34 protein-coding genes and 1 pseudogene are annotated in these 25,181 nt (G+C 58.8%); 19 read left to right on the forward strand and 16 right to left on the reverse strand.

What is annotated here, in order from left to right; all coding sequences use genetic code 11:
• The 9 genes and pseudogenes from B0W55_RS14200 to B0W55_RS14240 form a co-directional block, all read left to right on the forward strand.
• Positions 1–725, forward strand: a pseudogene (locus B0W55_RS14200) (autotransporter); the annotation flags it as partial.
• A gap of 98 nt (positions 726–823) precedes the next feature.
• Positions 824–1,888: a nitronate monooxygenase family protein gene (locus B0W55_RS14205; protein WP_077046609.1), complete on the forward strand. Its 1,065-nt coding sequence runs from the start codon at positions 824–826 to the stop codon at positions 1,886–1,888.
• A 223-nt stretch (positions 1,889–2,111) separates the two neighbouring features.
• Positions 2,112–2,879, forward strand: a complete 768-nt coding sequence (modA, locus tag B0W55_RS14210) for a molybdate ABC transporter substrate-binding protein (RefSeq protein WP_077046610.1) — start codon at positions 2,112–2,114, stop codon at positions 2,877–2,879.
• Positions 2,880–3,560 carry a molybdate ABC transporter permease subunit gene (gene modB, locus B0W55_RS14215; RefSeq protein ID WP_077046611.1) on the forward strand — a complete coding sequence of 227 codons (681 nt, stop codon included), beginning with the start codon at positions 2,880–2,882 and terminating at the stop codon, positions 3,558–3,560.
• A 3-nt stretch (positions 3,561–3,563) separates the two neighbouring features.
• Positions 3,564–4,643 (forward strand): molybdenum ABC transporter ATP-binding protein, encoded by a 1,080-nt coding sequence (gene modC, locus B0W55_RS14220; protein ID WP_077046612.1) that lies wholly within the window; start codon positions 3,564–3,566, stop codon positions 4,641–4,643.
• 74 nt (positions 4,644–4,717) lie between these two features.
• Positions 4,718–5,737, forward strand: coding sequence for a DNA topoisomerase IB (locus tag B0W55_RS14225; protein ID WP_077046613.1), 1,020 nt, complete (start codon positions 4,718–4,720; stop codon positions 5,735–5,737).
• A 73-nt stretch (positions 5,738–5,810) separates the two neighbouring features.
• The gene (locus B0W55_RS14230) at positions 5,811–6,032 is read left to right on the forward strand and encodes a hypothetical protein (protein ID WP_077046614.1); all 222 of its coding nucleotides are present in this window, start codon (positions 5,811–5,813) and stop codon (positions 6,030–6,032) included.
• 204 nt (positions 6,033–6,236) lie between these two features.
• Positions 6,237–6,467 carry a hypothetical protein gene (locus tag B0W55_RS14235; RefSeq protein ID WP_034147138.1) on the forward strand — a complete coding sequence of 77 codons (231 nt, stop codon included), beginning with the start codon at positions 6,237–6,239 and terminating at the stop codon, positions 6,465–6,467.
• A 191-nt stretch (positions 6,468–6,658) separates the two neighbouring features.
• On the forward strand, positions 6,659–6,943 hold the full coding sequence (locus B0W55_RS14240; RefSeq protein WP_077046615.1) for a hypothetical protein: 285 nt from the start codon (positions 6,659–6,661) through the stop codon (positions 6,941–6,943).
• Positions 6,944–6,997: 54 nt separating this feature from the next.
• On the opposite strand, the gene B0W55_RS14245 is transcribed toward B0W55_RS14240, so the two are convergent.
• Positions 6,998–7,639, reverse strand: coding sequence for a TetR/AcrR family transcriptional regulator (locus B0W55_RS14245; protein WP_077046616.1), 642 nt, complete (start codon positions 7,637–7,639; stop codon positions 6,998–7,000).
• A 178-nt stretch (positions 7,640–7,817) separates the two neighbouring features.
• Here B0W55_RS14245 and B0W55_RS14250 point away from each other — a divergent pair, with 178 nt between their 5' ends.
• From B0W55_RS14250 to B0W55_RS14280, 7 genes are all read left to right on the forward strand, one after another.
• Complete coding sequence (locus tag B0W55_RS14250; protein WP_077046672.1) at positions 7,818–8,654, forward strand: NAD(P)H-binding protein; 837 nt, start codon at positions 7,818–7,820, stop codon at positions 8,652–8,654.
• 104 nt (positions 8,655–8,758) lie between these two features.
• Complete coding sequence (locus tag B0W55_RS14255; RefSeq protein WP_077046617.1) at positions 8,759–8,953, forward strand: hypothetical protein; 195 nt, start codon at positions 8,759–8,761, stop codon at positions 8,951–8,953.
• 116 nt (positions 8,954–9,069) lie between these two features.
• Positions 9,070–9,357 (forward strand): hypothetical protein, encoded by a 288-nt coding sequence (locus B0W55_RS14260; RefSeq protein WP_077046618.1) that lies wholly within the window; start codon positions 9,070–9,072, stop codon positions 9,355–9,357.
• 179 nt (positions 9,358–9,536) lie between these two features.
• Entirely contained in the window at positions 9,537–9,980 is a 444-nt protein-coding gene (locus tag B0W55_RS14265) for a hypothetical protein (protein ID WP_077046619.1), read from the forward strand.
• Between the two features lie 592 nt (positions 9,981–10,572).
• Positions 10,573–10,782 (forward strand): hypothetical protein, encoded by a 210-nt coding sequence (locus tag B0W55_RS14270; RefSeq protein ID WP_077046620.1) that lies wholly within the window; start codon positions 10,573–10,575, stop codon positions 10,780–10,782.
• An 85-nt stretch (positions 10,783–10,867) separates the two neighbouring features.
• Positions 10,868–11,236, forward strand: coding sequence for a hypothetical protein (locus B0W55_RS14275; RefSeq protein ID WP_077046621.1), 369 nt, complete (start codon positions 10,868–10,870; stop codon positions 11,234–11,236).
• 29 nt (positions 11,237–11,265) lie between these two features.
• Positions 11,266–11,973: an SOS response-associated peptidase family protein gene (locus tag B0W55_RS14280; RefSeq protein WP_077046622.1), complete on the forward strand. Its 708-nt coding sequence runs from the start codon at positions 11,266–11,268 to the stop codon at positions 11,971–11,973.
• Here the strand turns inward: B0W55_RS14280 and B0W55_RS14285 are convergent.
• Positions 11,970–12,197, reverse strand: coding sequence for a hypothetical protein (locus B0W55_RS14285; protein WP_083743189.1), 228 nt, complete (start codon positions 12,195–12,197; stop codon positions 11,970–11,972). The genes B0W55_RS14280 and B0W55_RS14285 overlap by 4 nt on opposite strands.
• 301 nt (positions 12,198–12,498) lie before the next feature.
• Between B0W55_RS14285 and B0W55_RS14295 the strand changes: the two genes are divergently transcribed.
• Positions 12,499–12,762 (forward strand): hypothetical protein, encoded by a 264-nt coding sequence (locus tag B0W55_RS14295; RefSeq protein WP_077046625.1) that lies wholly within the window; start codon positions 12,499–12,501, stop codon positions 12,760–12,762.
• Positions 12,763–12,853: 91 nt separating this feature from the next.
• On the opposite strand, the gene B0W55_RS31570 is transcribed toward B0W55_RS14295, so the two are convergent.
• Together B0W55_RS31570 and B0W55_RS14305 are read right to left on the reverse strand one after the other, a co-directional pair.
• Positions 12,854–13,066 (reverse strand): lysis system o-spanin lipoprotein Rz1, encoded by a 213-nt coding sequence (locus B0W55_RS31570; protein WP_371807270.1) that lies wholly within the window; start codon positions 13,064–13,066, stop codon positions 12,854–12,856.
• A 243-nt stretch (positions 13,067–13,309) separates the two neighbouring features.
• Positions 13,310–13,843: a glycoside hydrolase family 19 protein gene (locus B0W55_RS14305; RefSeq protein ID WP_077046626.1), complete on the reverse strand. Its 534-nt coding sequence runs from the start codon at positions 13,841–13,843 to the stop codon at positions 13,310–13,312.
• Between the two features lie 220 nt (positions 13,844–14,063).
• On the opposite strand from B0W55_RS14305, the gene B0W55_RS30970 reads away from it, so the two are divergent.
• Positions 14,064–14,705 (forward strand): hypothetical protein, encoded by a 642-nt coding sequence (locus B0W55_RS30970; protein ID WP_218189763.1) that lies wholly within the window; start codon positions 14,064–14,066, stop codon positions 14,703–14,705.
• Between the two features lie 64 nt (positions 14,706–14,769).
• On the opposite strand, the gene B0W55_RS30795 is transcribed toward B0W55_RS30970, so the two are convergent.
• From B0W55_RS30795 to B0W55_RS14350, 9 genes are read right to left on the reverse strand one after another with little or no spacing between them, the layout of a single operon-like run.
• Complete coding sequence (locus B0W55_RS30795; protein WP_077046627.1) at positions 14,770–15,144, reverse strand: phage tail protein; 375 nt, start codon at positions 15,142–15,144, stop codon at positions 14,770–14,772.
• Positions 15,141–15,476, reverse strand: a complete 336-nt coding sequence (locus tag B0W55_RS30800) for a hypothetical protein (protein WP_077046628.1) — start codon at positions 15,474–15,476, stop codon at positions 15,141–15,143. The genes B0W55_RS30795 and B0W55_RS30800 overlap by 4 nt, the downstream gene beginning before the upstream one ends.
• Positions 15,476–16,693, reverse strand: a complete 1,218-nt coding sequence (locus B0W55_RS31145) for a hypothetical protein (protein WP_256576295.1) — start codon at positions 16,691–16,693, stop codon at positions 15,476–15,478. The genes B0W55_RS30800 and B0W55_RS31145 overlap by 1 nt, the downstream gene beginning before the upstream one ends.
• A 24-nt stretch (positions 16,694–16,717) precedes the next feature.
• Positions 16,718–17,377: a hypothetical protein gene (locus B0W55_RS14325; protein WP_077046629.1), complete on the reverse strand. Its 660-nt coding sequence runs from the start codon at positions 17,375–17,377 to the stop codon at positions 16,718–16,720.
• Complete coding sequence (locus tag B0W55_RS14330; protein ID WP_077046630.1) at positions 17,374–17,730, reverse strand: hypothetical protein; 357 nt, start codon at positions 17,728–17,730, stop codon at positions 17,374–17,376. Before B0W55_RS14330 ends, B0W55_RS14325 begins: the two co-directional genes overlap by 4 nt.
• A 3-nt stretch (positions 17,731–17,733) precedes the next feature.
• The gene (locus tag B0W55_RS14335) at positions 17,734–21,297 is read right to left on the reverse strand and encodes a host specificity protein J (RefSeq protein ID WP_077046631.1); all 3,564 of its coding nucleotides are present in this window, start codon (positions 21,295–21,297) and stop codon (positions 17,734–17,736) included.
• Between the two features lie 59 nt (positions 21,298–21,356).
• A complete protein-coding gene (locus B0W55_RS14340) occupies positions 21,357–21,950 on the reverse strand; it encodes a tail assembly protein (RefSeq protein WP_077046632.1) in 594 nt (197 codons plus the stop codon).
• A gap of 52 nt (positions 21,951–22,002) precedes the next feature.
• Positions 22,003–22,425 (reverse strand): hypothetical protein, encoded by a 423-nt coding sequence (locus tag B0W55_RS14345; RefSeq protein ID WP_077046633.1) that lies wholly within the window; start codon positions 22,423–22,425, stop codon positions 22,003–22,005.
• 60 nt (positions 22,426–22,485) lie between these two features.
• Positions 22,486–22,914: a hypothetical protein gene (locus B0W55_RS14350; RefSeq protein WP_077046634.1), complete on the reverse strand. Its 429-nt coding sequence runs from the start codon at positions 22,912–22,914 to the stop codon at positions 22,486–22,488.
• 184 nt (positions 22,915–23,098) lie between these two features.
• Here B0W55_RS14350 and B0W55_RS30005 point away from each other — a divergent pair, with 184 nt between their 5' ends.
• Positions 23,099–23,287, forward strand: a complete 189-nt coding sequence (locus B0W55_RS30005; protein ID WP_139340916.1) for a hypothetical protein — start codon at positions 23,099–23,101, stop codon at positions 23,285–23,287.
• 2 nt (positions 23,288–23,289) lie between these two features.
• Here the strand turns inward: B0W55_RS30005 and B0W55_RS14355 are convergent, their stop codons facing one another.
• From B0W55_RS14355 to B0W55_RS14365, 3 genes are read right to left on the reverse strand one after another with little or no spacing between them, the layout of a single operon-like run.
• Positions 23,290–24,075 carry a C40 family peptidase gene (locus tag B0W55_RS14355; RefSeq protein WP_077046635.1) on the reverse strand — a complete coding sequence of 262 codons (786 nt, stop codon included), beginning with the start codon at positions 24,073–24,075 and terminating at the stop codon, positions 23,290–23,292.
• A gap of 2 nt (positions 24,076–24,077) precedes the next feature.
• A complete protein-coding gene (locus tag B0W55_RS14360; protein WP_077046636.1) occupies positions 24,078–24,830 on the reverse strand; it encodes a phage minor tail protein L in 753 nt (250 codons plus the stop codon).
• Positions 24,831–24,841: 11 nt separating this feature from the next.
• The gene (locus B0W55_RS14365; RefSeq protein WP_077046637.1) at positions 24,842–25,180 is read right to left on the reverse strand and encodes a phage tail protein; all 339 of its coding nucleotides are present in this window, start codon (positions 25,178–25,180) and stop codon (positions 24,842–24,844) included.
• Between the last annotated feature and the right edge of the window lies 1 nt (position 25,181).

The raw sequence follows: 25,181 nt of genomic DNA on the forward strand, positions 1-25,181 counted from the left end.
ATTACGGGTGGGGCTATGCCTGGGGGCCGCGTCTGTATCCGGCACCCATGCCGTGGGGCGGCGTCGCCTATGGCTATCACGGCGGCGCGGCGGCCTGGGGACCCGGTGGCTGGGCCGGCACCACCGGCAACATCTACCGCCAATGGGGCGATCGCGCCTCGGTCAGTCGCTACGGTGCCGGCTACAACGCATGGACCGGCAACCGCTGGGCCGGGCAGGTCGGCGCCTCCTATAACTCGCGAACGGGCATCGCAGCCGCCGGCCAGCGCGGTGCCATGCAAAACGTTTACACCGGCAACTACGCGGCCGGTCGCAGCGGCGTCGCCACTGGCCCCAATGGCGGGGCAATCGCCGGTCAGCACGTCACCGCCGGCAACGCTCGCACCGGCACCCAGGTCACCGCCAACCGCGGCGCCGTCTACAACCCCAACACCGGCAATACCACCGACTACAGGAGCGTTCGCGGACGCAACAGCGGTGCTGCGCAAATTGGCGACAACGTCTACGCAGGCCACGATGGCAATGTCTACAAGAAGACGGATGACGGCTGGCAATCGATGGTCGGCGGGGCCAACCGGCCCAATCCGGCCAATACTGCTCAAGTACAGAACCTTGACCGGCAATCCCAGGCGCGTTCGTTTGGCAATGATCGCTTCAACAACGTCCACAATTCGTCCCAACTGATGAACCGCTCTTTCGGTGGCGGCGGACTGCACCGACGCTGACGATGCCGGGATGATTGACATGACAGGTGCCGAACCGGTCATGCTGGTAAAAAACCGGGCGTCGCCCTGCCCGGTCCCCACGTCGGAGAACACTCAAAATGAGCCAATGGCCAGACACCCGCATTCTTGATCTGCTTGGCATCGAACGGCCGATTATCCAAGGCCCCATGGCCGGTGCCACGAACGCGTCCATGGTCATTGCGGCCAGCAACGCCGGCGGCCTGGGTTCGATGCCGGCAGCCATGCTCAGCATCGAACAATTGCGCGCGGAGCTGACGACGATCCGCCAACACAGCCAGCGCCCGATCAACGTCAATTTCTTCTGTCACCAACCGCCGGCCGTCGACGAGCAACAGGCGCAAGACTGGAAGAATCTGCTCGAACCCTATTATCGGGAGCTGGGCGTCGACTTCGACGCACCAACCCCGGTGTCCAACCGCGCGCCGTTCGATGCCGCCGGTTGCGAGGTGGTCGAAGCGTTTCGCCCCGAAGTCGTGAGTTTCCACTTTGGCCTGCCGGAACAATCCCTGCTTGATCGGGTGAAGGCGACCGGGGCGAAAGTGCTGTCCTCGGCCACCACCGTCGAAGAAGCCATCTGGCTCGAGCAACATGGCTGCGACGCGATCATCGCCATGGGTTACGAAGCCGGCGGGCATCGCGGGATGTTTCTCAGCGATGACCTGAACAGTCAGATCGGCACCTTCGCGTTGGTGCCGCAGGTGGTCGATGCAGTCAAAGTGCCGGTGATCGCCGCGGGCGGCATTGCCGATGGGCGCGGGGTTGCCGCGGCGTTCATGCTGGGGGCGTCGGCGGTGCAGGTGGGGACGGCGTACCTGTTCACCAAGGAAGCCAAGGTCAGTGCTTCGCACCACAAGGCGCTACGCACCGCTCAGGCCAGCGAGACCGCCGTCACCAACCTGTTCACCGGACGCGCGGCGCGGGGGATTGTGAATCGGGTGATGCGTGAGCTTGGGCCGATCAATGCCAAAGCCCCAGCCTTCCCCTTGGCCGGGGGCGCGTTGATGCCGTTGCGGGCCAGGGAGGAGGCGCAGTTCAGCAATTTGTGGGCTGGGCAGGCGTTTACCTTGGGGGTTGAGTTGACCACCGCTGAATTGACGCGGCGCCTGGCAGAGGAAGGGTTGGCTAGATTGCTACTGCGTTGAATCGAACAACCCTCTGTGGCGAGGGAGCTTGCTCCCGCTGGGTCGCGCAGCGGTCCCAAAAATGTCGAGACTGCTGCGCAGCCGGACGGGAGCAAGCGCCCTCGCCACAAAAGCTTTGAACAGTTGACGAGTCGCGTGATAGTCCAAGTTCCGTTTGTGGGCTTTTCGCTATATATTCCGTTATATACCGCCTCACCCCCACTGTTTATAACGGAGCCGTTTCATGACCCTTCGCGCCTCACGTTTCGCCCCCACTTGCCTGGCAACGCTGCTCGCCGCCTTGGCCTTCGGTTCTGCCCAGGCCGATGAAGTCCAGGTGGCGGTCGCCGCCAACTTCACCGCGCCGATCCAGGCCATTGCCGCCGATTTCGAAAAAGACACGGGCCACAAACTGGTGACCTCGTTCGGTGCGACCGGTCAGTTCTACACCCAGATCAAGAACGGCGCGCCGTTCGAAGTGTTCTTTTCGGCAGACGACACCACCCCGGAAAAACTCGAAAAAGAAGGCGACACCGTCAAAGGCTCACGCTTCACCTACGCCATCGGCACCCTGGCACTGTGGTCGGCCAAGGAAGGTTACGTCGATGCCAAGGGGGAGGTTCTGAAAAAGAACGAGTACCAGCATCTGTCCATCGCCAACCCCAAAGCCGCGCCTTACGGCCTGGCCGCCACTCAGGTGCTGGCCAAGCAAGGCCTGACCGACAAGGTCAAGGACAAGATCGTTGAAGGCCAGAACATCACCCAGGCCTATCAATTCGTTTCCACCGGCAATGCTGAGCTGGGTTTTGTAGCCCTGTCGCAGATTTACAAGGACGGCAAGATCACCAGCGGTTCGGCGTGGATCGTTCCGGCCAACCTGCATGACCCGATCAAACAGGACGCGGTGATCCTCACCAAGGGCAAGGACAACCCGGCCGCCAAGGCGCTGGTTGAGTACCTCAAGGGCCCGAAAGCCGCGGCCGTGATCAAATCCTACGGTTACCAACTCTAAATGACCCTGACGAGTGCCGATTTTTCCGCCATCTGGCTGACCCTGAAACTGGCGTCCCTGACGACCGTCATTCTCCTGGTGATCGGCACTCCGCTGGCGTTGTGGCTGTCGCGCACCCAATCCTGGTTGCGCGGCCCGGTCGGGGCGATCGTCGCCCTGCCCCTGGTACTGCCGCCTACGGTGATCGGGTTTTACCTGTTGCTGGCGCTCGGGCCCCATGGGTTCGTCGGCCAGTTCACCCAGTCACTGGGGCTCGGCACTCTCACTTTCAGCTTTGCCGGGCTGGTGATCGGTTCGGTGTTGTATTCGATGCCGTTCGTGGTCCAGCCGCTGCAAAACGCATTTTCGGCCATTGGCACGCGGCCATTGGAAGTGGCCGCGACCTTGCGCGCCAACCCCTGGGACACCTTCTTCAGCGTGACCCTGCCCCTGGCCCGCCCCGGTTTCATCACTGCCGCCATCCTCGGCTTCGCCCATACCGTCGGCGAATTCGGCGTGGTGCTGATGATCGGCGGCAATATTCCCGACAAGACCCGGGTGGTGTCGGTGCAGATCTACGATCACGTCGAAGCCATGGAATATGCCCAGGCCCATTGGTTGTCCGGGGCGATGCTGGTGTTCTCCTTCGCAGTGTTGCTGGCGCTGTACTCCAGCCGAAAAACCAAAGCGGGCTGGAGCTGATCGATGATTCATATGCGCCTCACACTCAGCTATTCGGGGTTCGCCCTGGATGTCGACGAGCGGCTTCCCGGTCGCGGGGTCACTGCGCTTTTCGGTCACTCGGGCTCCGGCAAGACCACCTGCCTGCGGTGCATCGCCGGTCTGGAAAAGGCAGGTCAGGGCTGCATCCAGGTCAACGATGAAGTCTGGCAGGACAGCGACAAGAACATTTTCGTAGCGCCGCATAAGCGGGCCATTGGCTACGTCTTTCAAGAGGCCAGCCTGTTCGCGCACCTGTCGGTACTGGGCAACCTGGAGTTCGGTCTCAAACGGATCCCGAAACCGCAGCGCCGGGTAGACATGGCCCACGCCACCGAACTGCTGGGGATCGGCCACCTGCTCGATCGCCATCCGCAGCATTTGTCGGGTGGCGAACGCCAGCGTGTCGGGATTGCCCGCGCCCTGCTCACCAGCCCGAAACTGTTGTTGATGGACGAACCCCTGGCGGCCCTGGATTCCCAACGCAAAAGCGAAATCCTGCCCTACCTGCAACGGCTGCATGATGAGCTGGACATCCCGGTGCTGTACGTCAGCCACTCCCAGGACGAAGTGGCGCGACTGGCCGACCATATCGTGCTGCTCAGCGAAGGCAAGGCACTGGCCAGCGGCCCCATTGGCCAGACCCTGGCCCGTCTCGATCTGCCGCTGGCCATGGGCGACGACGCCGGCGTGGTGATCGAAGGCCGTGTCAGTCAGTACGACGCCGACTATCAATTGCTGACGGTGCAACTGCCCGACACTGCCCTGCACATTCGCGTGGCGCATACGCCCTTGGCGCCAGGCCAGACGCTGCGCTGCAAGGTTCAGGCGCGGGACGTGAGCCTGAGCCTCAACAACGCCGAGCACAGCAGCATCCTCAATCGCCTGCCGGTCACCGTGATCAGCGAGCTGGCGGCCGATAACGCCGCCCATGTGCTGGTGCGCCTGGACGCGGCGGGTACGCCGCTGTTGGCGCGCATCACCCGTTACTCGCGCGATCAACTGAACGTGCATGCCGGCCAGCAACTCTGGGCCCAGATCAAGGCCGTGGCGGTGCTGGCGTAACTGATTGGCACGACTGTGAAGGCATGGGGTCAATGGTTTTAACGGCCCCTGCCCCCTCGCCAAGGACAATCGCCATGCCCGATGCCCTACCCTGCGACCTGCACTACGTCGATGACACCCTGCCCGGAATCAGCCGCAAGAAAGTGCGCGGCAAATTCCACTACTTTGATCCGGACGGCCAACGCATCACCGATCCGGCGGAAATTCAGCGCATCAATGCGCTGGCGGTGCCGCCGGCCTACGTCGATGTGTGGATCTGCGCCGACCCGCGCGGGCATCTGCAGGCCACCGGGCGTGATGCTCGCGGGCGCAAGCAGTACCGTTACCACGTGCGCTGGCGCGAAGTGCGCGACACCGATAAATACTCGCGCCTACGGGATTTCGGCCTGGCCCTGCCGAAATTGCGCAAAAAGCTGGAATCGATATTGGCCGCTCCGGGCTTCAGCCGGGAAAAGGTCATGGCCACGGTCATCACCTTGCTCGACGCCACACTGATCCGCATCGGCAACACCCAATACGCCAAGGAGAATCGCTCCTACGGCCTGACCACCTTGCGTGACCGGCACGTCGAGATCAACGGCAGCGCGATCCAGTTCCAGTTTCGCGGCAAAAGCGGCGTCGAACATCAGATCACGGTCAAGGACCGGCGACTGGCGCGGATCGTCAAGCGCTGCCAGGACATCCCCGGACAACACCTCTTTCAATACCTGGATGAGGACGGAGAACGGCACCCCATCACCTCAGCAGACATCAACGCCTATCTTCAAACCCTGACCGGTGCCGACTTCACCGCCAAGGATTACCGGACCTGGGCCGGCAGCGCCCTGGCGTTGGCGGTGTTGCGTCAACTGGCGTGGCAACCGGAAACCGAAGCCAAGCGCCATGTGGTGCAGACGGTGAAGGACGTCGCCAGGCAGCTGGGCAATACCCCTGCAGTCTGCCGCAAGTGCTATATCCACCCCGGCGTACTGGACGGATACCACCTCGGCGCACTGGCCGAGTTGCCCCGGCCGAGGATTCGCAAAGGCTTGCGGGCCGAGGAAGTGGCCCTCGCCATGTTGCTGGAAAAACTGGCGTCAGAGCCGACGAATTGACCTGGCTATTTTTTGCACGATGACAAATGACTTCTATAGTTGATCTGTACACGAATCAGCTGCGGTAGAAGCCATGGAAGACATTTTCGTCGTCAAGCGCTGCAACAAGATCATCATTCATGGCCGCCGGGCCGGGGAATCCGGTCATCCACCTCCTGATGCCGCTGTGTGGTACCGCATCAACGATACCCGCACCAACGGCTTCATCGGCGACGGCTACGAAAGTGAAGAGGACGCGCAGCGCGTCTGCCGCCAGCTCAACGCCCGTTCACAAGTGACGGCCCGCCAAGGCTGATGAGCCTTGACCCGTCTATTACGGGGCTATACTGAAAGGGATCAACCCTTTCCCCTGTAGGAGCGAGCTTGCTCGCGATGCATCAAAGAGCGCTGCAGCCAGTTGCCCCGCGTAATCGTTAACGACCATCGCGAGCCAGCTCGCTCCTACAGTAGTCATTCAGCCGCATGACCGTACAACCTGTCTTCAACGGAGGTGCTTCCCATGTCCGAAAAAGAGTCCATCACCACCCTGCTCACGCTGCTCGATTCCCGTCAGGTTCGCCTGGCCGCCGCCTGTAAGGAAATCGCCGATTGGGTCGATCATCAAGGCGGGCACCCGACAGCCCTGCGCATTCGTGATCGCCTGAACGACATCGAAAAGGACACCCCGCTCATTCGCAACACTCTGTCAGCGCTCAAGCCTGTGGATCGGCCGCTGCCACGGTTCAGATGAGTTGACCCGCGACTGTTGCAAACTCCTCGAGCCTGACTGACGAGCTTTCGTCAGCGGGCGCGTGTTCGTCCCACCACTCCATGCCTGCCCCCCCGCACCTGCCCGGCGCTGGGATTGTTACGCAAAAAGCCATGGCCGAACGTCACCAGCCCCCTGATGTCAAACGAACACACGTCAGGAGGAGACGACCCATGGTCACTCACTTCAAAGTCAGCGGGCATCTGGCCTGCGGTCACAAAGGCAACAATCTGGTATCGACCCGCGAACTCAATCGGGTCAAATGCAGAAGCTGCCGCAACACTGACGCCTACAAAGAGGCGCGCAAAGCCCAGCGCAATGCGACACGACGCGCCGCCCGCAAAACCCGAGCCATCCAAACCGTAAACGACTGGCGCCAAGCCTGGACCGAGCGCCTTGCAGCGATGCCCGGACCGCAAAGACTGCCCCGTGGTTTTACCGGACAGCCTTTCGTATAGCCGATGGGGTCGGCGGCTGTTTGCCATGAACTGACACAGCCGTCCGATGCTCTTTCAATCAGCTTGCATGATCTCGCGCAATGACATGCGCTTGTACGTCTCGACCAATGCCCGCCCCTCTGCGGGTGCGCAAGAGATGGCCAGGCGCATGGTCGACTCCCCTAGATGCCAGATCAGAAACGCAGCCTCCCTGACCTTTCGCGGATCGCTGTGGGGGTACACCCGCAGCATCGCCTCGGCCAGCAGCCCGCCGGCATTGCGGCTTTCCTCGAGTTCCAGCGCCAACAGTTGCTTGTCGGCCTGCATCCCGCACCAGATGTCGCGCATCGCCGGGGTCGCCAGAACGATTTCGTAGTATTGATCGAGCAGGTCTGAAAAGGCCCCTCGCAGCCCAGGCTCATCTTTCACCGCTGCCAACGCTTGCTCGATACAGCATCGGCATTCGCCGTTATACCGCTCGGCCAAGGTGCGAATCACTGAGCTTTTATCCGGGAAATATTGATAGAGAGAGCCAATTGAGATGTCCGAGCGCTCGGCGATTTCACTCATCTTCAATTGATCGCTGCCCTTGGCTGCAATCAACTCCGTGGCCACGGCCAGGATGCGCTCCTGGCGCTGGCGACTGCGCTGCTGCGTGGGGTTGCGTCGAATGGGCTCCACAGACTGTTGCAGGGATTGGCTGGTCTTCTTGGGCACGGCGGTGCTTCCGACTGATAAACATGACGTTGACTCACCTTAGCACTCTCATTGTGCGCACCCAAGAGGCGGCGTCCGTTTGTCGCTTTGTACGATCCAGCAATTGACGACTAAACATGAGGGTTTATCATCTTTTTAAAGGTGAGTGTTACTCACATTGACCAGGGAGATGAACGCGATGAACAGCAGCCAATCGACTTTTCTGATTCTCGGCGCCACGGGCAAGACCGGACGGCGCATCGCTCAGCGGCTTGAGGCTGGCGGCCAGTCTGTTCGCCTGGGCTCGCGAGGGGCTACCCCACCGTTCGACTGGGATGACCGGTCAACCTGGGCCGCCGCCCTCGATGGCGTTGAGGCTGCGTACATCTGCTTTCAACCGGATCTTGCGGTGCCTGGCGCTCTGGCCACAATCCAGGCATTCACCGACCAGGCAGTCGCCAGTGGCGTTGGCAAGTTGGTGCTGCTGTCGGGCCGTGGGGAGATTGAAGCCGAGCAAGCGGAACAGGTTGTGCAAAACAGTGGCGTGGACTGGACCATCCTGCGTGCCAGCTGGTTTTGCCAGAACTTCAGTGAGGCGCATTTTCTCGAACCGATCCTGCAGGGTGAACTGGTGCTGCCCGTCGGCAACGTCGCAGAGCCTTTTGTAGACGTCGAAGACATCGCTCAAATCGCGGTGGCGGCGCTGACCCAACCGGGGCACTCGGCTCAACTGTACGAACTGACCGGCCCTCGGGCACTGACCTTTGGCGAAGCCGTCGCCGAGATCGCCCGCGCTACAGGCCGTGAAATCGGTTTTGCAGCCGTACCGGGGGATGCCTATCGTCACGGGCTGGAGCAAGAGCAACTGCCTGGCGAATTGATCGATCTGGTGATGTATCTGTTCACCACGGTGCTGGATGGGCGCAACACTGGCGTTGCCGACGGCGTCAATAGAGCGCTGGGGCGGCCGCCGCGAGATTTCTCAGAGTATGTGCGGCGCACCGCAGCCACAGGCGTGTGGCATCCGCAGGATTGATTGCCGACGCGCTGCATTGGCGCCAATCGCCTTCCTCGGCTAGGGTCTCTTGCGTATTGAACAGCGACGCCTTTATTGGCAGGAGCCTGATTAAGGAGGAAGCGATGTCATCCATACGCAGTGCCGAAGAAACCTACCGGAAGTGGTCCAGCCCCATCCTGCTTGAACTCAAGGAGCGCGAACACCAATTGGCACCGTCAGACCGGGAAGCGCTGCACAATATTCTGCTGGAACGCAGGCTGATCAACAGCGGCAACCCCCACGGCAGCGATCGGCGCAGATCAGAACCGGGCACATAGCGACTTGCAGGAGCGAACATGTCGCTCCTGCAAGGTTTCCGCTCGTCAGGCACTCAGCACCTTTTCCTTCGCAGCCCTTCCAACGCTGTATATCCCTGCACGCGGAAGGCTTGAACATGAAAAGAACAATCGCTGCATTAGCCGTTGTCACGATGCTATCGACCGGCTCGCTGGCCGTATTGGCCGCTGATACCTCCACACGGGAATCCGTCGTTCCCCCCGCCGCGATTCCAGGCTTGAATCAAGGCACCGAGTCCAACCACGAGAAGGCCAGCAAAAAAGGCGAGGAAGCGTCAGGCTCGAACTCGGGTGTCGATGCGCAGACCCATGAGAAAGAAGCAGCTTCCACCCAGCGTTCGAAGCATCAGACGAAAAAACAGGCCGGTAGCGCCTCTGGAAGTTGAATTTCGGACCTGCCATTGATTTATTTCATTCGCAACGCCTTTACTCCCTCCCGGGCTATTCTTTGCCTGGAATTTGCCCGAACCACTGTTCCCGCCGCATCCTGAGCTAGTCTTTCTACTCTAAAATACAATTGAACAATCTCCTTCCTGCCCCACCCTTCTTTCAAGAGTACGTCAATGTGAAAGGCAGATTGATTGGCGCTGCGGTCGTCGCGGCCTGCATAGGTGCCGGGGCTTATGGATTAAGCGCCTGGGAAGCCATCAAGGATCGGCGCCAGGACGAGCTGTGCCAGGTTGCGCGCGACCATCTGAAATCGGCGGAAATCGAAGCCCGCGCGATGGTCGCTGGCCTGTCGGTAGAGGGTTACGCCGAATCGGAAAAAGAAGACGTCGGCAAGCTCATCCACGCGCTGGACACCGCTAACACCAAAGAAGAAGTCGAAGCCGTCATTTCCGAACACTCTGCGACCGTCGAGGCGAAGGTGGCAGCGACCGATGCCGAAGTGAGGTCCCGCGGCGATCAAACCTTCCTCGGGCAACAGCTCAAGGAGCAGCGTATTACCGTTGATGTGAAACAGGAGATTCAGCGGGCGGAGAAGGCTGTTGCGGGGGCTTGTGAATGAACCAGGGTTTTCGTCAGGCAAAAATAAGGGCTTGCATGAGGTATCTCATGCAAGCCCTTGATATTCATGGTGCCCGAAGCCGGAATCGAACCGGCACGCCCTTACGAGCGGGGGATTTTAAGTCCCGAGAGGAAATCAATCAGGACGCGCCTTGTGATAGGTTTTCCGGTCCGCAATCAATCTCCAAAGCCTTCCATGCAGACCAATGTTTCCGCATGTCTTGAAATGATTGCGGCCCAGAAAATCTTGTCCTTTTTGAGTCAGAAAAAGGTTATCAGCAGCTCAACGGAGCGATAACGTTATGCCGATCCTGCATAGCACCAGAGCATCCGGCGCCGCAATTTGGGTGTCAAAGCCTGGGATGCCGCATAAAAACCAATCAAGGCCTTTTAAATCAAGGCCTTGAGTCCAGAACCAGCATAAAAAACCACCCACTTTTGCGACTCTTCTGAACCCAATAAACATTGGTCAAAACGGTTGCGTTTTGGGGAAGAATTTCCCGCCAACACTCCCTCCTCCGGTGTCCTGCCGACCGTTAAAAAACCTTCATGCAACTCGGTGCTACGCTGACCTCATAACCGAGGATCCAGTCATGCCAAATTCAGATTTGCTGCCTTCCCTGCTCTTCAAAATCAACGAAAACCAACTCGCCTTGGAAGCCGCCATCATGGAGCTCTCGAACTGGGTCGACGCCAGCGGCTCAGCCGATGTCGCTGACAACGTGCGCAGCGCCCTGGTAGCAATCGACCGGAATGAGGAGTTCATCAACATGACGCTCGCGCTCATGATGACTCCGGACTGAAGCCGAGACTGTTCGTCACCAACCTATCACCTAATCGCTCCGCCTCAATTACTGTATATAAAAACAGTGTTGGTAAGGCGCACCGATGGACTCGCACGAAATAGAAGACACCGACGACTGGCTCGGTAGCCCGACACCGCTCGAAACTTGCAGGCATTCGTTGCGTGTGTATGAAAACGAAGTCCAGGAACTGACCCTGCAACTGCGCCAAGCTCGCCAGAAGATCTACCAACTGGTCGAGATGCACACGGAAGCCGCCAAGGAGCGCGACACGCTCCGGACGCAACTCGCCGCCGCAAAGGCGGAAACGGCCGAAGCAAACCGGAGAGCGACGGATATTGAGACAAAAACTAATTGGCAGCTCATGGCTCAGAACAAGCACATCAGTGAGCTCGCCGGGAAGCTCGAAAAGGCGACGGGCAAACACCATCGTACAGATCGCCCCTTGAACTAGGCTTTTTGTTCGGGCTTGAGGATTCATCAATGTGCGGACGACTTTCTCAATACAGCGGCATCCACGACTTCGTGGCGGCGCTGAGCATGCCCAATGCCCTGGTCAACACTACCGGTGATCAGGCATTCGATCGCTACAACGCCGCTCCATCGACGCAACTGGCTCTCTTCCACCAAGAGGGTGAATACCTGCACGCCGACATGGTGCGCTGGGGATGGCGTCCGCATTGGGCCAAGGATCGTGCCGCCCCGATCAATGCCCGGGTTGAGACAGTCGCCCACGGCCCGTTCTTCCGTGCAATCTGGCCGCACCGGGCAATCATCGCGATCAACAACTGGTTTGAGTGGGTGGACGAAGGCGAACCGAAAAAGCAGCCCTACCTTATTCGCCATCGAGACCAGTCGCCGATCCTGTGCGCGGCCATCGGCCAATACCCGAATGCAGAGCATGAGCTAGGCGAACACGATGGATTCGTGATCATCACTGCCGACAGCGCCGGCGGCATGGTGGACATCCACGACCGGCGCCCCGTGGCGTTATCGCCGGAACTGGCTCGCGAATGGCTGGATCCGGCAACACCGAAAGAGCGGGCCGAACAAATGGTATTGCTGCAGGGTGAGCCGACGCAGGCATTCGAGTGGTTCAAGGTCGACCGAGCCATTGGCAATGTTCGAAACCAGGGCCACTTTCTGATACAGCCGGTCGAGGAGCAGCCCCAAGACGGGGAACTTTTCTAAGACGCCAGCGCTTTGAGGCGGTCCTCCAGCGCTGTTTCGAAGATGATGTAGAGCCGCTCCGCGTCGCCGGCCCTCAATGCTCCGGCCGTTTCCAAGCCCAGCACGAACCCTTCTGCCCGGGCGCCGGCCTTCACCGCAACAATCATCGAATCAGCGCGCCCGATCTGGGCCAGCAGACGGTCGGCCTCGCGCTTCATCTTGTCTCCGAGCACTACATTATCCAAAGCCATTACCTTCAGTGCGACATCCAATACATGACCAGTAACACCGCAGAAACCCAGACAATAGTCATGAGGATTGAAAGTCCCGCCAGTTGCTTGTCCATGTGCGGCTGTCTATCAAATCGGTGAATGGTGATGATGAGCCAACCTGTCACCACCGGCAAGAATAGCCTCAGGCCATCACTGGGAACGCGGATAACGCTCATCCCAAGCCGACGCTCAACATCTAATGAGAACGGCCGATAGCACTGGAATGCCTCATATTCGAGGCTTAACCCGATTGAGCGCGACAAAGGCAAAGCTGATGAACAATATTTACCTTCTCATTGAGCATGGACAGGACCAAGGCGAAGTGTACGTCCTCGGATGGTTCGACGACGAAAAGACAGCAAAAGATGTGGCGGAGGAAAAGGAGTGGGAGGAGTATCGCGCCAGCATGAAAGCTTCTCACTCTTGGTCTAATCACAAGCCGTTGGCGCCAGATCAAACTAAATACCGTCGCTTTTGGATCAAAGAGATTTCTAAGTTTGATCGCGTGCCAGTTCCCAGGTCTTCGGCTGTTCATTGATCCTGTTTACCGCTGGTGCTCCAAAACAGAAAGCTGTTTTAGGGGCGCGTACCGATCTCGCGCACGTAGGCCTGGCAGGCAGCCAGCGCAATCAGTCCCCGATCACCTTCATCGGTGATGGCAACAATTCGTTGAGAATGCGCTGGGTCAAGTTCGGCTCGTATGGCTCCATGAACCACGCCGCCGGTGCCGGCGGTTGCAGGCACTGAACAGCCACCGGCTGAACCCTGGGCGAGGACGACTGACAGCCGCAGATCAGAAGTGGCAAGGCGATCGCGCAACAGAGCCTGATCTTTTTGGGCATTGGTCAATTTCTCGGAATGGTTTTTGTCGCTGGCTGCCAGTCGCTGCTCGAGCGCGAGGCGCTTATCCTGCTCGGCCTTCTGCGCTGCGGCGCCGACCATGGCTAGTTGGTTGAGGGTGTCGGTGTGGGAGCGGGCCTGCTCGGCCAGTTGCGCGGTGTAGCGCCAGTCCTGGAACTGCCAGGCACTGGCGGCGCCCAGCAGGACCAGCGCCAGCGTGCCGACAAACTTCCACGGAACGGCAATCACACTAGCACCTTCCGCGCACGCGCCCAGATCTCGAGGCGATCCTGCAGCCCATTCAAACCGCCATTGATGCGCCGGGTAATGGTGTTGAACTGATCCCGATCGGCCAAGTCATTCAGCCCCTTCTGCTTCCAGAACCACGCCGCTGACATCGCGGCATGCTGCGGCAATTCCAGCAGCTCGGGGTGATTGATCAGGTCCAGGCCCAACGCCTCGCCGCATTTGGCGTAGTTCGCCCGGCCGGTGATCTGGATCAGGCCGCGCCCGCAATACTTCCGGCCGTCCCCCGGAACGGTGTTGCCCAGGTCTTCGCGGCCTTCGTACCCATGCTGCGCAGCGGTCGGGCCCCAAATCTCACGAACCCACTGAAACTGGCCGGACTCATGGCCGATCTGCGCAATGAACGCTGCAGCGCGTTTGATCCCGACTATCTGGTACCGCTGCATCGCCGTGTTCAGGAGAGGAACAAAAACGCCGGCGTTGGCGCCGGCGTTTGGGAGCATCTGCAGCAGTTGCTGCGCGGTAATGGGCATAACTTGTTCTCCAATCAGAACCGTTCAATTTTTTAAAAAAACCATAGCAATTCGATACTGCATCACCCATTCAAATTGCAACTTCGAATCAACAACGAACCAACTGTAACAACTACGAAACAGCAGAACCCATACATTAGGTAATTTAATTTATTTCCAATTAATATTACGAAACACGGATAACCGGCTATGTTAAACCATAGATAACAGGAGCAACACAATGAAAAAACTTCATATCACTTTCACAACAATTTTTTCTCTGCTCATACTCCCACTTACGGCCCATGCTGCATATCCACGAAATTTGTTTGTAGTAACTCCGCTTCATTATGATGCTGTGCGTGCCCCGCATGGATTAGATTGGTATCTTCAATCTAGGGAGGCAACTGCGATAATCGCTTCAATATCCGGTGCCATGGGCGTGAATCCTGCCTACGTAACTCTCGGAACCCAAACTGCGACGGCCGCACCGGTGGGTGAGGAAACAAATTATGTAGTGCCCGTAGAGCCCGGATATGCTTATTGCGCGACCCGACTCAAAGTAACATCCATTGTCCCAGCAGATGGAGATAGGGCCTCGACAATTAACGCAGCTGTAAATCCAACCGAATTACAAATGACGACCTGGACCCCAGTCCGACATCTAGGCGAGGGTAATTCTTGGGCAGAGGGTGACATTCAGGTTTACGGAATAAAACCCGAGTACCTTGATGAATTCGTTAACAAAGGAGTATGCAGGAGAGTAACGACTCAAGTTGCGATTATAAGCTGTAGAGGACGATCGGGATGTGGCGAAGGAGTAACACATGGAGACCCCTTGGGCGCTGGGCCTACCACTCCAGATTTATCATCAGGCTTTTAAAATAAACTAAAATTAACTATATCCATCGCACGTAGTGACCCGTCATCGATCACGCGATGCCCGATTAATCGGTTTTAATATCGAACGCGGGTGGTGACTCAGGGTCAGCCACGATTACGGGCACGGACGGCTCGACTGGCCACACAGGCGTGCCGTACCAGGTCGGCTGGCTCGTCACCTTGCCTAGCGAGAACTTGTAGGTCTTCCAGGCCTTCACGCTGAGGAGCAAAGCAGCCTGCTCAGCCTCGTCTTCTTCCGTAGCCTCGCCTACCTCGATGCCGAATCCGATGGTGTTTATACGTTCCTGGATGCGGGCGATCTGCGCCAGTGCGCTGGTGTTCCTGGAGGACAGCTCAGCTTTTGCACTCGCGAGCTGAGCGGCTTGAGCTGCAGAGTCTTTCATGGCCTTGGTAATTAGTTGGGACCAATCGATATTCATTCAACACCCTCGGGATCTGTTTCAACTTCAAGCTCTGGTAGCGGGCCGGGAAATACAACAAGACCCTCTGGAACGTTTTCCAGCGGCACCGGGAATGCCTGCTCAGGACTATAATTAAACGGGTTTGGCAATATCAGAGTTAAGACAAGCTCGCCGTCGATCCGATCAACCTTATCGAAAAACCACTCCGAGGCGATGGCTGATGCAGGCAGTGTGTCGCCATTACCAATCGGCGAGAAGTCGAAATCCTCACCGTTTACGGTCAGGACGTCACCGGTTTTGATAACTTCAAGAGTGTCATCCCGACGCTGCGGGGATAGATTGATGCGCATCAGAACCACCTTCCTACTGCAATGACGCTTATTGTCGAGGCGCTTCCGTTTGATGCGCCGAAGCACACCGCCCAGTTGCCCCACGTTGTAGTTGTTGAAAAAGTTGCTTGCGTTGCCCACCCTTGTCCCGAGGCATTGTATAGCCCGCTAGCAACTACCCACGGCGCCGCCGCGAAGGAAATCGGGAAACTCCCGGAGGCTGGCGTAGAAATAAAGATCGAACCTTGAGTTGTGGCGGTTCCTCCGCTAATTAGATTTCCTGCACAGATTTGCAATCCATTTGCGAATCGCCAGTAGGACCCATTAGCATTAGACCCGGACTCCATCAATGCACCAGTAGGGACGCCCGCCGTTTGACCTACGGTGCCGACGACATTGGACTTCTTGTATGCATCGGTCAGTCCTAGCGCGGCCAACAGAGCTGAGAGCGAGGTAACGCCGGTGCCGCCCTGGGCAACGCTTAGAAATGTCTGCCCGGTCGGGTACAGACAGAAGTAGTCATCCGGCGCCCAGACCCCTGCGCTTTTGCGACGCAGCGCGACCATCGAAGCCGTGCGGTTTACGATGATTTGACTTTGATGATTCGCGGTCCAGGTCATCGCAATACCGCTTGAACCAGCAGCGAACGGCACAGTGGTGCTACCCAATGCCCAGGGGATGTTCGAGGCGCCTGTATTGATCCCGAATTTCTGGCTGACCGCGATCGCGTTCAAGTCGGCAGGATTATCGGATGACAGAGCACCCCAGCCCCATGCGCCGTTGATCATTGCCCGGCCTGCCGTCGCATCGATGACGCTGGTCTGTATCTCCACCACGGCCGCAGAGCCAAGTCCAAAAGCAGCGCGAGCATCAGCCTGATTCGCAGCACCGGTGCCGCCTTTGGTAATGGGCAAGATGTCGTAGTTGCCGGTTGTGCCAAGGGCGGCCAACTTGGGGCCATAGGCATTGACCAATGCACGCAACGCATCGGCGGAATCCTTGACGTAGCCCTGCATTGGCGCAAGGGCATAAGCACCTGCTGCGTTGGTTGCACCCTTGTACGCCGGCGAGATCGACATTGCAGTGTCGCTGGCAATGTTGGTGACCTCATACCAACCGCCGTCCGGCCCACGAAACGCATCGCCCACCCGACCATTGGAAAGGAAGGCAGTACCCGTGCCGATCACGGCGTTGGAATTCAAGGTGACAGAGACCGTTCCTGATTTGTACCAGGGCATTGGTTATCTCCAAAAAAGTAAAGCTCAGGCCAGTAATTTGGCGCAAAGAAATGGCCGGTGACCTTGGTCGGTCCAGGCGTTTGTCGCGAGGCTGTACATCCTGATTTGGCCATTGGCGTAATCCACGCCCAGGGCGCAGCCACCACCAGAGGAGGCGTTATGGCAGTTCATGGCGAACGGATTGAGCGAGATATATTCGCCGGCGCCGAGCAGCTTGTTTATCGCCCAGATATAGCGTCGCCCGACGGTAAGCACCTCATCACCGAGATAAACCCAGTTGCCAGCGGCGTAGGTCACGACAACCGCCGGGGCACCGCTGTCGTAAACCAGGGCGCCGGTCGGCCCCCACAAACGCATGCCGTATGCGGCGGTGCCCATCGAAGCCCAGGCTGCGACCAAATACTGCCCGCTCAGCGAGGCAGTAACGACTGAAGCCTTCATCGAGAAGCCGGTCCAGTTCCCGGGGCCGCCGGTGAACCATACAGAGATCGGAACCTGCATCACTCCGGCATCCGGTCGTATGAACACAATCGGCGGATCCTGGCTGGTTATGGGCCTGGCGAAAACCCCTGACGCATCCGTGGTGCCGGCGTAGCTCCCTCTAGTCAGCATACATAACCGAGGTAACTCGGAGTCAATCTGAACAAAGGAGCTGTCGTTGATGCTCTGAAAGCCATAGCTCATGTCGAAAACCTTATCGCGTAGCCCTTGGCGACGATCCGTGTTTGCCCAATGGCGGCACCCGCTGAGGGGTTTTTCGGCAAGACGGTCACGACCCCTGCGCCGGTAGTGACGTAGGGGTATGACTTGGTGTTGCCCAAGCCGTCGTTCTCTGCCGTCTGCACGTCCTGCGCTCTGGTGGGAATGATCATGAACACGCAGTTTGCCGGGTTGAAGCCAGGGATGCTGATTGTGTAGCTGGGCACGGCGCCGCTGAAATCGATGACACCTTGCCACAGCACCTGGTAGGTGAATGAATTGGTGTCCATGGCGAGCTGACCGCTCTCGTTAAAGACACGCAGGCCAAATAGAGCCATTGATTACCCCAGATAGCCAAGACGGACACGCAGCACGTTGTTCGCGTCGTAGACCGACACGTTCAACGAGTTGATCACCAGCCGCCCCTGACCGGGAACGATGCCGTTGATCTCCAGTGTTCCGTCTTTGTTGAGAATCCAGCCTTGCTGGCCGGCGATGTAGTTGGTCGAGCTGATGTAGCTGCCGATCTTGGCGTTGGTGATGGTGCCGTCCTGAATGAAGGCGGAGTTCATGAACACCTGGCCACCCTGGACCGCGAACGGGACCGAGATCGCGCCGCCTGCGATGGTGTTGACGATCGCGAACCGGTCCGCGCTGACCAGGAACTGGCTCTGCAAACCGGCACCGGTGTTTTCAATGCTCAGACCGATGCCGGCGGCGACGTACTTACCGTCAGCAGTGAGCTGCATCTTCACCGACCACATCGTCGACAGCTTGCCTGCGGTGTCGGCATAGGCCGTGGCCGTTTCCTGTATGGCTGCGGTGTTCTCGCCAACCTTCACGTTCACCTGCGTGATCGCCGTGGCCGTCGCCTCTTTGTCGGTGGCCACGGTCTGCCGCAGGTCGGTGACCGCTGCCTGGTTCTCGCCGACGATTGACGTCAGGGTCTCCGTCTTCTGTGCAATTGCCAGATTTTCCGAGGCCCTAACCTTCTCTTCGCTCGCGATCGCCGCCGTGCTGCTCCAGCCTTTCAACGCGTCGGCGAGATCGCCCTCCCCGTTGTCGTCCCGGTAAGCAGCGCTCAATGCCTGAAAGGCAGTGGCCTGCGCCGTGATCTCACCGTCGAGCTCGGTGATATCCGCCGTGTTGAATGCAACCTGCTGCGCCAGCCCGTTGGCCGTCTCGATCGATTTGCCAATGTCCAGCCAGTAGGCCGGGTTCGGCGGCGACGTGTTGGTCGGCACCGCACCGGTGGCCTGGTACAACCGTTGACCCAGGCGGACCATGTCCTCATCGGCGTAGGTCTTGGCCGGGTCGTACAGCAGGATGTCGTCCAGGGCGTCGATCTGGTCCTGCAGGCCAGGAATCTTATCGATTTCGTCGAGGATGTCCTGGCCCAGCTCTGTGCGGCCAATCTGCCCGGCGATCATTTCCAGAATCGGCGCAGCCTCGGAACTCGACTGCCCCTGTATACCCAGTCCCACTGGATACCACGGACCGATATTGCCGATCCGGTCGACCAGGCGCGCCCAGAAGTAAAAGGTCACGCCGGCGGCCAGGCCGAGCATCGAGAAGTCGCTTTGCGGGTACGACAGGTCCGTCAGCTTGGCTGCCGCTTCAAGGCTGGTCGACGGCCCATACCAGATTTCCGTGCGCTGGGTGTCCTCGGCGCCAGCCGGGAAACCCCACTTCAGGTAGATGCCGAACAGCAGCGGCGATGCCGTGAGGAACGACACCGCCGGCGGCAGCCCCTGCTTGCCGCTGAGGTTGGTCAGGATCGAGTTGCGCCAGATCGACGAGATGTCGAAAGCACTTACCGCGCGGACGCGGGCCACGTAGGCGCCGGCATAAATGCCAACAACGTCGACGCTGGTACCGCCGGTGCGCTGCAGCTTGATCCAGTTGCCGCTGTCCTTTCGCCATTCCACGTCATAACCAACTGCGCCGTTTACCGCGGGCCACGTGATGGTCATGGTGGCAACGGCGATGCCCTGGGACACGACCGAGTTTGCAATCAGGGTAACGCTTGCCGGTGCCGGTACCACGGTGATCGGAATGACACTGATCGGCCGCTCTTCTAGGCGAGCGCCGGTATCGATGTGCGCGAACTTGCTCGGGTCGTACTGGACAGCTGAGATTTCAAAGACGCCCGCCTCCGGACGAGAAACGGCGGTCACCCGGTACAGCGGCACGGCCAGGTCGTCGGCATCCAGTGCCCAAATCAATTCAGGCTCAGGCGCGATCGAATAGTCGACGGTCACAGTCAAAGCGCGGCCGGACACAGACTGCACGGTGCGCCCTTCACACTTGCCGTTCGGCAGGTTCAAGATCAGCCGATCCCCTGCCTTGGCCTGGGTATCGCGATCCAGCGTGACAGTGCGGCCCGCAACTGCGGAGATGCGCCCACCTATCGGCCGGCCCGCGAGGAGCTCGTCCGCAATGGGGATGACGTAGCCAGGCAGTGGAATGCGCCCATCAAGTCCAACGCGGAAACTGACGGCGCGATCCTTGGAGTTGGTGAGCAGAGCCCACTTGCCCCGGCGCTGAGCCTCAGACTCGCGGTTGCAACCGATCGCGCTGATCTCGAGCACATTGTCGCCGTAGCGCCGCTGCAGCTTGGTATCGGTCACCGCCGTTACGTCGGTGTCGTAGTTGTTCTCCGGGTTGTCGTAACTGATCAGAGCGCGGCTGTACCTGGTCCGCTCCGATGCGCTCGAGTAAGTGAACTTGCCGTCGACAACGTTCGCCCGGGTGTAAGCGAAGTCAAAATCGGTCGCGCGCGGCATGTCGGACAGCGTGAAGACCTGGCCTTGCGCCCAGTAGGTCATGCCCCGGTAGATGGCCGAGATATCGCGCAGTAGCGACCAGGCGTCAGCCTTGCCCTGAAGGTTGAGGTTGCAGAGAAAGCGCGGCTCTTGCCCACCCTTTCCATCTGGGACCAGTTGGTCGCAATACTGGGCGATCCGGTAGAGCTCCCACTTGTCCACCTGCCACGGCTTGATGCGCCGGCCCAGGCCAAAGCGGTCACTGACGGTGATGTCATATGTCATCCACGCGGGGTTGTCAGTCCAGGCCTGCTTGAATGTGCCATCCCAAACACCGGTGTAGGACCGAGTTTCAGCATTGTAATTACTCGGTACCGGCACCTTTTTCAGCTTGGTGTCGACGGTTACCGCTGGGATGCTGCGGAACTGCTCGGCCGAAAACTCGATGTAAAGCAGTGCGGTATTTGGGTAGCGAAGCTTTGCGTCGATTACCTCGGTGAAACCAGCGATCTGCATCGTATCGGCGATTTTGTTGTTGTTCTGGTTAGGCGTGATGCGTGTAACGCGCATCAGCCACCCGCTTGTTGCAGCGGGCAGATCAACGCGGCGAGTGCGCTCATATACGGTGGTGGTTTTGCCATCAACTGCCTCGCTGAGTACTTCCTGATAGGTGCCCCCATCGGTGGCCAGCTCAACTTTGTACTCAATCCGGTACCCGTTCACATTGCCGTTGGCATCAACTGATTGCAGGGCCGGCCAGGAGAAGCGCAGGCGCACAGCAGAGAGCTCGGTGTTGCTGATGGCTCTTACCCAAGGAGTGCCGCTGCGCAACTCAATGCCCAAGGTGGTCTCGTTTTCTACGGAGGGGATACCCTGGATGTAATCCTGCTCGATCGAGCCGTTGCGATACTCCCACTTCACGTTTGGGAAATTCATGTTCCCTTGTGGATCTTGCAGTGGCGTGTTGTCGAGATAGATATCCTGCGCCGTCGGATTGCCGGCGAACTCACCCTCTCCCATCGCTATGAGAATTTTCGCCATGGCCACCGAGCGCAAGCTGTCCGGTGCTTCGGTCGGGGTCTTAGGCTTGTCCGACCCACCCTTAGCGCCGAAAACGTCCAATTGATGTGCTGCACCCATGTTTTCCTCCAGGCAATAAAAAACCGCCTCATGGGCGGCTGTGATGTTGCGACGACTGGCTACATTTGGTCTTCGGCATAAATCGCGGCACTGATGATCGCCCCACCCACCCGACGCTTGCCGTAGCACAGAGGAACAGGATTGCCGCTCGCAGTTGTGTTTTTTGCAGAACCAAACGCGTAGCCGGGAGTGTTCTCGGGGGCAGCACTCGTCTTCAAACCCTTCGGTTGAGGGCTGAGCATTTGGATTACACCACCAGCGACCAGGCCGATACCCGCGCCAATCAGCGGTGTACCAAATGGCGTAGCCGCCGCGAGTACGCCAACGACAATAAGGATTGCGCCGACGATGGTCTGCAAGATTCCACCGCGCTTGCTGCCGACGATGACCGGGGCGATGCGGATATCTCCGCCACCGCTGTAATCAAGCTCGGCTTCACCGATGTTGGTCTTCCCGCGAAACACCGCGAACTCCATTCCGCGAGACTTGGCGTTGGAGAGGAAGCGCTCGAAGCCGGGAATCTGCACGCAAAGCGCTTTAATTGCCTCCGCCGGCGATTTTACCGACAGTCGGAAGGAGCGTCCGAACTGGCGTAATTGGCCATACAAGCGGATCGTAATCATAGGCTGATACTCGATCGCCGTTTCGTACATTGCTTTTCTCCAAGCAATAAAAACCGCCCGAAGGCGGCTATTTGAATTTGAGTTAGTTGTAGTCGACGTACGGACCGATATAGAAACCTGCCATGTCGCCGCTGATCCTATAAAGGCTTTCCTTCCCCGTTTGAACATTTGCCGAGATAGTGCGAATCGCTGCACCTGCGCACAGGCCGGTTCCAGCCAACCCGGCACCAAGGTTGGGTGTGCCAGGAGGAAGATAGAACGATGCGCGCTGGCCGGTACCGATTTTTGCTGCCTTTCTGCCATCCACATAAACGACTATATCGCAGCCCGAACCGACCGCACCTGAGTCACGAACTACCGTTATTTTCCCACTGGCGCCAGAGGGCTTTGACTGGAATGCGTAAACCTCGTCTGACGGAACCGGCTTCGCGTCTCTCACTGAAATTGCAGTCGAAGCACAACCGGCCAGCAACATAACCGCCACCGCCCCTATCAAAATCCGCATGATTCTTCCTCGTCCTGAAAGGATCTGACTTTATCGTGGTACAGGCCGACCAACCAGCGCTCAAGCTTCCAGTTTTGGCCAATTGAACTTGTAGTTGAGCGGAGGGAGTTCGTAGTGCTCTGCCAAATAGAGCGCGAGCATTTCACCTTCCTTTGCATACGCGGCCGCTTTATCAACTGTCGGGTACCAGGTGACCCAGAGAGTTTCTAATGGGAAAACTTTTTCGAAAGACGCGTAATTGAAGCGCCATCCGGCCATGTGGCCGGATTTACCTGGATTCTTGGCGCATCGAACAAACGCAGAGAGCCGACGGCGCAAGTTATCCGATTCGCCAATGGTCAAAACACCATGTTCATCTGAACCAACTGCGCGCTGTATCGCATGATCGGCGCAGATGATATACGCGCCAGGCACCCCCGGGGCGCTCTGAAAATGTTCGGTGAGCTTGAGCCATTCAGGTTCCCAGCCTTCCCAATTTTTTACTTTCATCGATCGCATCCGTTGGTAAAGGCATAACGATATCACGAGCTGTACGAATCCCCAGTAACACATCGCCACTCTGCGTAGTAGCCTTCTGCCTTCAAGCAATGGATAACCCCCAGTCCTTTGCCTACAAACCCAAGGACTGGGATTGCGCCAATCCTGGCGCTAACTGACGACCTAGGAGGTCGATGTGAGTGCAACATATCTCAATCAAATATTGCGATCAGCCGAGCAAAACGCTAACCATATGGCGCGGAATGCCCCACAGGATCAACGAGGCCAAGAGTTTGCTAAGGCAGCACATGCTGCAATAGCTGATTTGGCAAAGGCTGTGATCGAGTTGCACAAACGTGTTGAAGATCTCGAAGAAAAACAGTGAAATTAGGCCGGGGCATTCCCGGCCGTCTCCATTGATTTTGCATCGACGTGCCGAAGAATCAGCCTGGAACGTTCGAGCCAAGGGCCACCGAAGACGATGATCTCGCTCGGGCGCCCGTACAGGTGGTGCAGCAGAAATGGCCCGGGGCCGAAGGCGTTCGAGTCTTCTCCAGGTAGCGCCGGATCGGTGCCGAGGTAAATTCCGGCATGGTTCGGGTGAGCCGTGCGGCCGACGGCCATAACGATCATGTCGCCGCGCTGCGGCCGGTCCACACGAACGAATCCCGCCGCTGCGTAGTTCGATTCATAAAGGCTTTCCGCCTCCGCACTTTCCCACCACCCCTCTTCCCGCTTGAAGGCCTCGAATTCCAGCCCCCACTCCCGCTTGTACCAGTCAGCACAGACCTGCCAGCAGTCCCAGGCGCCGTGCACGAATGGGCGATTGAGCAACGGCGTATTGCCGGTCGGGGTGATGCTTCGCAGGTCTCCTTCCGGCCAGCTCAGGATGTGCCAGGGCAGCGCCGTGGACTCGCACATAGCCAAGTCGTGTGGTGACGGCCGACTGGTTGCATCCGGGTGCGAGTGGAAAATTCCGATCACCTCGCCGACGTCTTCCGCTGCGGCGTAGTCCTCGGGATCGATCCGGAACTCTTCGGTCGGCTCGATGGAGCTGTTTCGGCAAGGGTAATATTTCTGCTTCGTGCCGATCGCCAGCAGCAGCCCGCAGGCCTCGCGCGGGTACTGCGCGGCGGCATGCGCCGTCATGGCGCTCAAGACGTGCTTGCGCATGATCAGCTCCTGGCGATCAGGGACACCGCGGGGAATCCGCCGTGAGGAAGTTGGTTGTTCTGGCCGAAGCGCAACTTGCAGGACTTGAGCCCGCCCTTGCATTCGTCCTTGCTCGGGTCGTCCGTGGGATTGTCGTCGTCATCGAACATCGCCCCGCCGGTGTAACCACAGTTCGGCCCGCGGTAGCCCCCGGTCATTGCCCAGTGGCAGAAGGTCGTCATCTGGCGCCCCGGCAGCCCGTGGTTGTCGATTTCACCAGGTGAAGAAAGCTCCCACTGCACAACCTCGCCGTCCTCGCCGGTCTTCTGGTCGATGAACCAGATCTCCAGCGCCTCCTGAGTTGGGTCGGCAGTCGGATTTCCCTCAGGAAAATTCGCCGCGTCCAGGTACTTGGCCAGGGTTTCGCGCACGGTCAGCTGAAACTTCAGCAGGTCATCGAAAGCCAGGCACAGCGCCGTGATGCGTCCGTTGACGTTGCCGGCCATGAACACTGGCCGCGTAGCGCTGCCATTACTGTCGGCGCCGATGCCGTCGATCTGCACTGGCCAGGCCGCGTACTCATTGCCCTGCCACCAGATCGATTTCGCGGGTAGTTCCTCTGCCGAGCTTTCGTAGGCCAGCAGCTCTTCGGGCGCGTGCGGAATCGCATGGGCATGAAAACGCAGCACGTCGGCGCCGTATTCCGTGCCATCGATTTCAAACAGGCGAATTTCGCCACCGGGCTCCAGCTTCTGGATGTCCGTGATCAGTGCCATGCGGCGTTACCTCAGGGGTGAAAGGTTTGCTGGAAGGTGGCGGTGATGGCGTAGACCTGGCCTCCACGGTGCACGGGCTTGTAGCCGGTGCACTTGTAGAGCCCAAGTACGCCAAGGGGCGGCGTCCAGAGAAAGCCTTTTGAGCCCTTGTGCCGGTCGAGGAACTTCCTGATCTCCAAGATTCGGGACGCCATACCGGTGAAGGTCACCGGCCAGGATTCCGACTGATTGTTGAGACCATCCTCGACGGCCTGCTCGTAGCCATCGCCGAACTTCTTGGAGCGGACACGTTGTGTGATATCACCCTCTGCGCCCTTCTCCACTGCCCAGGTGAATCGCTCAATTGCCATA

The organism is Pseudomonas sp. KK4 (assembly GCF_001984065.1).
Taxonomy (GTDB): Bacteria; Pseudomonadota; Gammaproteobacteria; order Pseudomonadales; family Pseudomonadaceae; genus Aquipseudomonas.